The following is a 7,206-nucleotide window of genomic DNA, read 5'->3' as shown; positions in this document are numbered from 1 at the left end:
GGGGGGCAGGCAGGCGAATCTCCTTGAACCCCCCTTTGCGCTGCGGCACATTGAGCCTTGCCAGGGCCCATGGAATGTGGACTTACGAACCCCGCCAGGGCCGGAAGGCAGCAACGGTAGTTTGCTCTGCGTCTGCCGTGGTCACCCTGGCGTTCATAAACTCGAATGCGGCGTGGAATGCGAAACCAGGGCGCCTTGGCTGGCGCTTGTCCAACAATCAAAAGCCGCAAAGGCGCATCTGAATGAGCTATCAAGTCATAGCCCGCAAGTACCGGCCGCAACGTTTCAGCGATGTGGTGGGGCAGGAGCATGTCACGCGCACCCTCTCACACGCCATCGAACAAAAGCGCATCGCCCACGCCTATCTCTTTTGCGGGCCCCGAGGCACCGGCAAAACCACCATCGCCCGCATTTTTGCCAAGGCCCTGAACTGCACCGATGGCCCCAAGGCGGAGTTCGACGAGACGGACCCGCGCTGCAGGGAGATTGCCGAAGGCCGCTCGCTGGACGTGCTGGAAATCGACGGCGCCAGCAATAACGGCGTCGAGCAGGTCCGCGAATTGCGCGAGACCTGCAAATACGCGCCGGCCAGCTCCCGGTTCAAGATTTACATCATTGACGAAGTACACATGCTCAGCACGGCGGCATTCAACGCGTTGCTCAAGACCCTCGAAGAACCACCCGAGCACGTGAAGTTCATGTTCGCAACAACGGACCCGGAAAAGGTCCTCCCAACCATTCTCTCGCGTTGCCAGCGTTTTGATTTGCGCCGCATTCCCGCGGCCTTGATTGCCCAGCATCTGGCTCAAATCGCCAAAACCGAGCAAGTAAAGATCGAGCCTGCCGCGCTCTACGCGATAGCCCGAGGCGCCGAAGGGGCGATGCGCGACGCGGAGTCCACCCTCGACCAGCTCATCAGCTTTTGTGGCGATACAATCCAGGAGGCGGACGTCCTTTCGATGTTCGGCCTTACCGGCCAAACCCAGCTTCTGGAGCTGGCCCAGGCGGTCCTGGAAGGCCAGGTTGAAAAAGCCCTGCGCCAGCTCAACGATCTGGCGGTTCATGGCAAAGACCTGGGCCGACTCGTGAGCGATTTGCTCAACCATTTCCGCAACCTGCTTATTCACCAGGTTTCAGGGGGAGACCTGAAACTGCTGGAGGTTTCTGAGGCGGAGTCCGCCGCGTTGGCGGCCCAATCCAAAATGGTTGGACCAGAAGCCGTCACCCGCATGATGGAGGTCCTGGGAGACACCGAAATGCGCCTGCGCGATGCTGCCTCGAAGAAAATCCTGATCGAAGTGGCTTTGCTCAAATCGATCGAAGCCCGCAATGCGGTCAGCATCGATACGGTGCTCAAGCAACTCGAGGCCCTGCGCGAGGACAAAGGCGGCGAGGTGGTCAGCATCCCGGTTCCTTCTCAGGCGCCGGCCCCCGGACCGAAGCCCTTCCGCGCCGCAATGGATTTGGCTGAACCCGGGCGAACAGCGCCACCCTTGACGCCGGCTGCAGACCAAATGCACGAACAACCGGCCCCTGGCGGCCCGGCGCCGCAGCATGACTTGGGCGGCCTGTGGCTGAACCTGGTCGAAGCGGTTGGCCGTGTGAGCGCCTTTACGCGCACTTACCTGCTCGATGCCCATCCGGTTTCCTTTACAAAGGGCGTGCTCACGATTGGTTTTGACCCGCAATTCGAGGACCACCTTGGGCTTGTCGATAACGCGCGCAATCATACGCTGCTGCAAACCAAACTTGCTGAGCTGGGCCATCCCCATGCGCAAATCAAATTCATAAAAGCCGACGCTCCGGTGGCCTCATCCCTTGCCCCCACAGCGCCTCCTGGGCCTTCAGAACCCGCGCATACCCCAGCGCCAAAGACGGCGCCTGACCCTATCCCAAAAGCCCAAGCGAACGCTGCTGCGCCAAAGGAAAAAACCGAATCCGTGCCATTCAACAAAGACGAATTCAAAAATGACCCGCTGATTCAAAAGGCCCTCGAGATTTTCAGGGGGCAAATCGTGGATGTCCGCGCTTAAGAACCTGTTGTGAAAAACCGTTTAACGAATTTAACCCACTGACCCCATGTCGAGCATTGGCAAATTAATGAAACAGGCTGCGCGCATGCAGCAGCAGATGGAGCAGATTCAACAGGACCTGGCCAAGCGTACCGTCGAGGCCACCAGCGGCGGGGGAGCTGTCAAGGTGGTCGCCAAGTGCGACGGCTCGCTTGCCTCAATCAAGATCGATCCGCAGGCGATTAATCCCGCTGACGCGCAGTTGCTCGAAGACATGGTCCTGAGCGCGGCCAACCAGGCGCTGGGCCAAGCCAAAGAGATTTCCACTGCTGAAATGGGCAAGGTCACCGCCGGCTTCAATTTGCCTGGCCTGACTTGAGCCGGAGAGCATGTCCATTCTGCCTGAGCCGGTTGGGTCGCTGATTAGCGCTTTGGCGCGGCTGCCTGGAATTGGTCCGCGCTCGGCGGAACGCATTGCTTTGCACCTGGTGCAAGCCGAGGCCGGGACAGTCAAGCAGCTCGCCGAGGCCCTGCTCAACGCGCGTGAGCGGGTTGGATTCTGCCTCATTTGCGGGGCGCTCACCGAGCAATCCCCCTGCCCCATTTGCGCCGACGCTCGCAGAGACGCCTCGCTGGTTTGCCTGGTCGAACGGCCAGTGGATATCTTGAGCATCGAGAAATCAGGCACTTTCCGTGGCAAGTATCATGTCCTTGGGGGCAAGATTTCGCCCCTCGATGGCGTCGAGCCGGAGGACTTGCGCATTGCGGACTTGGAAAGCCGCCTTGGCCGCGAGCCGATTAAGGAAGTGGTGCTGGCTTTGGGGACGGATGTCGAAGGCGATGCAACCAGCTTCTACCTGGCCAAGCGCCTCGCGCGCGCCGGGCTGAAGGTCACGCGAATCGCCCATGGCTTGCCTGCCGGCAGCGGCTTGGAATTCGCGGACGAAATCACCCTCAGCCGCGCCCTGGAGGGGCGCCGCGAACTTTAGTTTTTCTCGAATGATTCAAGCTGTTGTTTTCGATTTGGGCAAGGTGCTGGTCGATTTTGATTATGGCATTGCGGCGCAGAAAATCGCCGCACGCGGCAAGATGAACGCCCAGGACATCGTCCAATTCCTTGCGACCTCGCCATTGCTTTATCGCTACGAAACCGGCCTGGTGACCAACGAGCAATTCTATCGCGAGGTGTGCGATGCCAGCGGTTTCTGCGGCAGCCAGGATGAATTCGGCGAGACGTTCGGAGACGTCTTTACTCCGATTGAGCCCATGATCCAAATCCAGGCTGAATTGCGACGACGCTCGATTCCAACCTACATTTTTTCCAACACCAACGAGCTGGCGGTGCGCCATATCCGCCGGAGCTTTCCTTTTTTCAAGCATTTCAACGGCTACATCCTTTCGTATGAACACGGCTGGATGAAGCCCGACCCGAAGTTATATGAAGTCGTTGAAAAGCAGACCGGCAGACGCGGCGCAGACCTGCTTTACGTGGATGATCGGCCCGAGAATATCGCCACGGGCGCCGCACGCGGCTGGCAGACGATTTTGCAGGAGACACCAGAGAAGACGCGAGAGGCGATGCAGAAGCTTGGAATTCCAACCTCAGCCTTGGTTTTTCAGCAGCGCTTCGAGTGAATAGTCGGTATCACCCAGAGAAAAGAGCCGTTCGGCGATATCATTCAGCGCCAGGCGTGTGGCCCCAAAGCGCTCTGAAAGGGTGCTCAGAATCTCGGTCAGTTCATAGCGATGGGCTAATCGGTGATCGCTTGCCACACGATATTGTGTCCGGCCCAAGCCCTCATAATACTTCAAATCCGGATAGCCCCGGGCTTCAGCGCGAAAGCGGATGCGCTCCGGGAAAACTCCTGAGAGGAATAGCGAATAATTGCCTATATGGACGCGGATGAAGAAGCTGGCGCGCTCATCAGCCGTCCTGAGAGCCGTGAGCATTTCAAAAAAGTAGTCCAATGGGTTGGCCTGGCCAGGCACAGTGCACCGAGCCCGTTCCGAACGCGCAAATTCCGCCAGCACCTCGGCCACATAATCCGCGACCCCCCTGTCCTGGATATCCGAGCGCCGAAACACATGGCGCACCAGGATGTAGAAGTAAAAACGCGTGGTGACCCGCAGACATCCCCGCCTTTCGAGCAACGCGTGAAGCAGAGTTTCGTCGTCCAGGATTAAATCTCTCGACTCCTCGTCCGAAAGCAATTGTATCAGGCATTCGGCTGTCCCGATTTTGCCACGGAGCACAGAAAGTATGAACTCGATGTCTTCCGCAGCAAATTGCGCCCGACAATTGGGTTGAATCATTTTCATCGTCTTTAATCTCAATTCATTTGACGAATCGTCTGACTGCGCCTGTTACCTCAGCACCCAAAGGCGCTGTTAGCCGGTTCGCGGTACTATAAAGCAAAATGCATTCCAAGAAAAGTATCCTTTACACTCAAGAATGCATGGAATTCCACTCCCATTTCCGCTATGTGACACCCTAATGAGCCGACCCCGAGGCCAAAGGCCTCGTTTATACCAGCCCAGGCCAGCGGCCTGGGAAAAGAGGCCGTCGCTGCGTCTTGCAGGCCAGGGGCCTGCCTCATAGGGCGAGTTCCAAACCTTTGTAGGAGACGACGCAAGGAGTCTCTGATCAGTAATGCCTCAGTGACGACGAGGCTGCCGGCTGAAGCCGGCGTTCCGGACATGCGGAACGCCGCCTTCAGGCGGCCGCGCCCGCCGTCACTAACCGATTACTCTGATCAAGATTAGCTGCCGACGGCCTTTGCTTCACCTGGAAGCTGTTGATCAGAGACTCCTTACGTTGTCTCCTACACTCAGGAATGGCGGCTCGTTGCTTGGGCTTTGTCATTAGGCCGGGGGAGAGGAGGCAGAGGAGGCCCTTTACCTTGCCTCCACGCTGAGGAGCTTCTACTGTGCCGCTCCTGCGCTACATTTTGAATAGATGAATGAGTCCGCACAGGGCCGGATTGCGGCGCGCTCGCGGCGCCAGGCCATGGACTGGAGCCTGGTGCTCATCAGCCAGGGCATCGAAAGCACCATCGAGCATTCCCCTGAAACCGGGGCCTGGGAGCTTGTGGTCCCCGAACCGGATAATGAGAAAGCAGTGGAAGCGATTCGCCTCTACGAGTTTGAGAATCGACGTTGGGGCTGGCGTCAGGACCTGTTCCAAGGCCGGGTGCTCTTTGACTGGGCCAGCCTGGCATGGGTGTTTTTGATCTGCGTGTTTTACTGGCTGGATGCGCAGGTCCGTGACCTCCGCTCGGTTGGCGTGATGCAGGGTGTCGCTGTGAGCCATGGCCAATGGTGGCGTCTGTTTACTTCGATTTGGCTTCATGCCGACCCGGCCCACCTGGCTGGCAATGCCATCTTCGGCTTTACCTTGCTGGGGCTGGCCATGGCCCGTTACGGTACCGGTATCGGTTTGCTGGGGGCTTACCTGGCGGGGGTCGCCGGCAATGGGCTCGTTTGGCTCCTCTCGCCCGGACCGGGGAGCCTTGGGGCCTCGGGCATGGTTATGGGAGCCTTGGGCTTGTTAGCGGCTCAATCCTTCAGACACGGGCCGAAAGACGTTCACAGCGCAAAGTATGCTGTCATCGGGCTTATCGGCGGTGTGCTGCTGTTCGTGCTGCTTGGATTCGGCCCCGAGACGGACATCCGCGCCCACTTCGGCGGCTTTGTCGCCGGAACAGTTTTTGGGGCACTCCTGAGCTTCGTGCCCAGACCCGCTTTTAATGTGAAACTCAACATCCTGTGTGGGGTGGCTTTTACGGCTCTCGTCCTTTGGCCGTGGTGGCACGCCCTTTCGCGATACAAATGAGAAACCTGGACCTGGGACAACAAGATGAGCCCCTCGAACCTGGAGCTATCGCTCGACAGGCCGACCGGCGGCATCAAGCCCGAACGCTGTGGCTGACAGGGGTTCTGCATGCGTTCACGCACCTGTACCAGGTGGCGTTACTGCCACTGTACCTGCTGATTCAAAAGGACCTGCGCTTGCAGGGTGTTGGACAGGCCACACTCCTATTGACCGTGTTGCTGGTGGCCTGCTTCGGACCGAGCTATCCCATCGGGGTGCTTGCGGATAGGTATAACCGAAAGCGGATGCTGGCAATTGGGCTGGCAATCAACGGTCTGGGTTTTGCAGCGCTATCGCTGGCGCCAAGCTACGGCTGGGCGCTTGCCGCGGTCGTGGTGGCAGGACTGGGAGGCAGCTTTTATCATCCAGCCGCAACGGCGATGATCGCGCGGCTGTTTCCGCGCACGACAGGCAAAGCGCTGGGCCTGGTCGGGATTGGAGCCGGAGCCGGGTTTTTCGTTGGGCCAATCTACAGCGGCTGGCGCGCCACGATGCTGGAACCGGCCCTGGGTTCGGCTGTCTGGCGGCGGCCAGTGCTCGAGTTGGGGCTGCTCGGCGTCGCGGTTTCAATTCTGTTCGCGTTATTGGCCGATGAGGAACGCCCAGCAACCGCTCCTGAGCACCAGCGCGCCGAGGCCCTGTTCCCAACGTTGCCCTTGTGGGGCTTTTTCGGCGCCTATTGCTTCGCCTTCAGCCTTCGTGACTTTGCCGGGGCGGGGATGGGGAGCCTGGGCTCTTTGTTCCTGCAGAAGGCGCACGGTTTTGACCCGAAACTCACCGGCCTGGCCCTGAGCGGCATTTACCTGGCGGCCATCATCAGCAATCCGCTGTTCGGCAGCTTGAGCGATCGAGGCCGCAAGCGCTGGGTGACCGTCGCTATCATCACGGCGGCCGCGATGATTGCCCTATTGCCTCACGTGCCTGCGCATTGGATAATTCCCGTGTACTTCCTATACGGTTTTTTCTTCATGGCCAGTTACCCCATGACTGAAGCGGCCATTATGGAAGCGGTCCCGGACAGCGTCAGGGGACGTGTTTTCGGGCTCTTCGTAATGACAGGCGGTATCCTGGGCAATCTCTCGCACTGGGTGGCAGGCGTGAAAGTGAGGCAACTTGGGGAAGCGGCGGCGAGGCCCGGGTCTTACTTTCCGCTTTACGCCGGGCTGGCAGTTCTCTTGTTACTCTCACTCGCCGGCCTGTTCTGTCTCAAACCCATCCGCAACCGGGAAGCCCTCCAACAGGCGGAGCAAGACAACCGGCCCATGCCGGTGGTGAATCATTGAAGCAGCCCTCTGCGGTCATTTCCAGGCGACATACCTCAAC

7 protein-coding genes and 1 other RNA gene are annotated in these 7,206 nt (G+C 59.1%); 7 read left to right on the top strand and 1 reads right to left on the bottom strand.

The genetic code is table 11. The features are described from left to right. Window positions 1-58: 58 nt before the first annotated feature. From ffs to VG146_05575, 5 genes are all read left to right on the top strand, one after another. An RNA gene (ffs, locus tag VG146_05595) (signal recognition particle sRNA small type) lies at window positions 59-155 on the top strand. 87 nt (window positions 156-242) lie between these two features. Further along, complete coding sequence (gene dnaX, locus VG146_05590) at window positions 243-2,033, top strand: DNA polymerase III subunit gamma/tau (protein ID HEV2391821.1); 1,791 nt, start codon at window positions 243-245, stop codon at window positions 2,031-2,033. Between the two features lie 46 nt (window positions 2,034-2,079). Beyond that, window positions 2,080-2,391, top strand: coding sequence for a YbaB/EbfC family nucleoid-associated protein (locus VG146_05585; protein ID HEV2391820.1), 312 nt, complete (start codon window positions 2,080-2,082; stop codon window positions 2,389-2,391). A 10-nt stretch (window positions 2,392-2,401) separates the two neighbouring features. After that, window positions 2,402-3,001, top strand: a complete 600-nt coding sequence (gene recR, locus VG146_05580; protein HEV2391819.1) for a recombination mediator RecR — start codon at window positions 2,402-2,404, stop codon at window positions 2,999-3,001. A gap of 10 nt (window positions 3,002-3,011) precedes the next feature. Further along, complete coding sequence (locus VG146_05575; GenBank protein HEV2391818.1) at window positions 3,012-3,647, top strand: HAD family phosphatase; 636 nt, start codon at window positions 3,012-3,014, stop codon at window positions 3,645-3,647. On the opposite strand, the gene VG146_05570 is transcribed toward VG146_05575, so the two are convergent. Then, on the bottom strand, window positions 3,615-4,331 hold the full coding sequence (locus tag VG146_05570; protein HEV2391817.1) for a hypothetical protein: 717 nt from the start codon (window positions 4,329-4,331) through the stop codon (window positions 3,615-3,617). The genes VG146_05575 and VG146_05570 overlap by 33 nt on opposite strands. A 637-nt stretch (window positions 4,332-4,968) precedes the next feature. Here VG146_05570 and VG146_05565 point away from each other — a divergent pair. After that, entirely contained in the window at window positions 4,969-5,844 is an 876-nt protein-coding gene (locus VG146_05565; protein ID HEV2391816.1) for a rhomboid family intramembrane serine protease, read from the top strand. After that, a complete protein-coding gene (locus tag VG146_05560; GenBank protein HEV2391815.1) occupies window positions 5,841-7,166 on the top strand; it encodes an MFS transporter in 1,326 nt (441 codons plus the stop codon). Before VG146_05565 ends, VG146_05560 begins: the two co-directional genes overlap by 4 nt. Window positions 7,167-7,206: the final 40 nt, after the last annotated feature.

Source organism: Verrucomicrobiia bacterium (assembly GCA_035946615.1).
Taxonomy (GTDB): Bacteria; Verrucomicrobiota; Verrucomicrobiia; order Limisphaerales; family UBA8199; genus DASYZB01.
Note: the sequence above shows the minus strand (reverse complement) of the source record. Positions and strands in the feature narration are given on the sequence as shown.

Bases quoted from the DNA above. Each gene is read 5' to 3' on its own strand.
- VG146_05575 (HEV2391818.1), top strand. From the start codon at position 3,012: ATGATTCAAGCTGTTGTTTTCGATTTGGGCAAGGTGCTGGTCGATTTT.
- dnaX (HEV2391821.1), top strand. From the start codon at position 243: ATGAGCTATCAAGTCATAGCCCGCAAGTACCGGCCGCAACGTTTCAGC.
- recR (HEV2391819.1), top strand. From the start codon at position 2,402: ATGTCCATTCTGCCTGAGCCGGTTGGGTCGCTGATTAGCGCTTTGGCG.
- VG146_05570 (HEV2391817.1), bottom strand. From the start codon at position 4,331: ATGAAAATGATTCAACCCAATTGTCGGGCGCAATTTGCTGCGGAAGAC.
- VG146_05565 (HEV2391816.1), top strand. From the start codon at position 4,969: ATGAATGAGTCCGCACAGGGCCGGATTGCGGCGCGCTCGCGGCGCCAG.
- VG146_05560 (HEV2391815.1), top strand. From the start codon at position 5,841: ATGAGAAACCTGGACCTGGGACAACAAGATGAGCCCCTCGAACCTGGA.
- VG146_05585 (HEV2391820.1), top strand. From the start codon at position 2,080: ATGTCGAGCATTGGCAAATTAATGAAACAGGCTGCGCGCATGCAGCAG.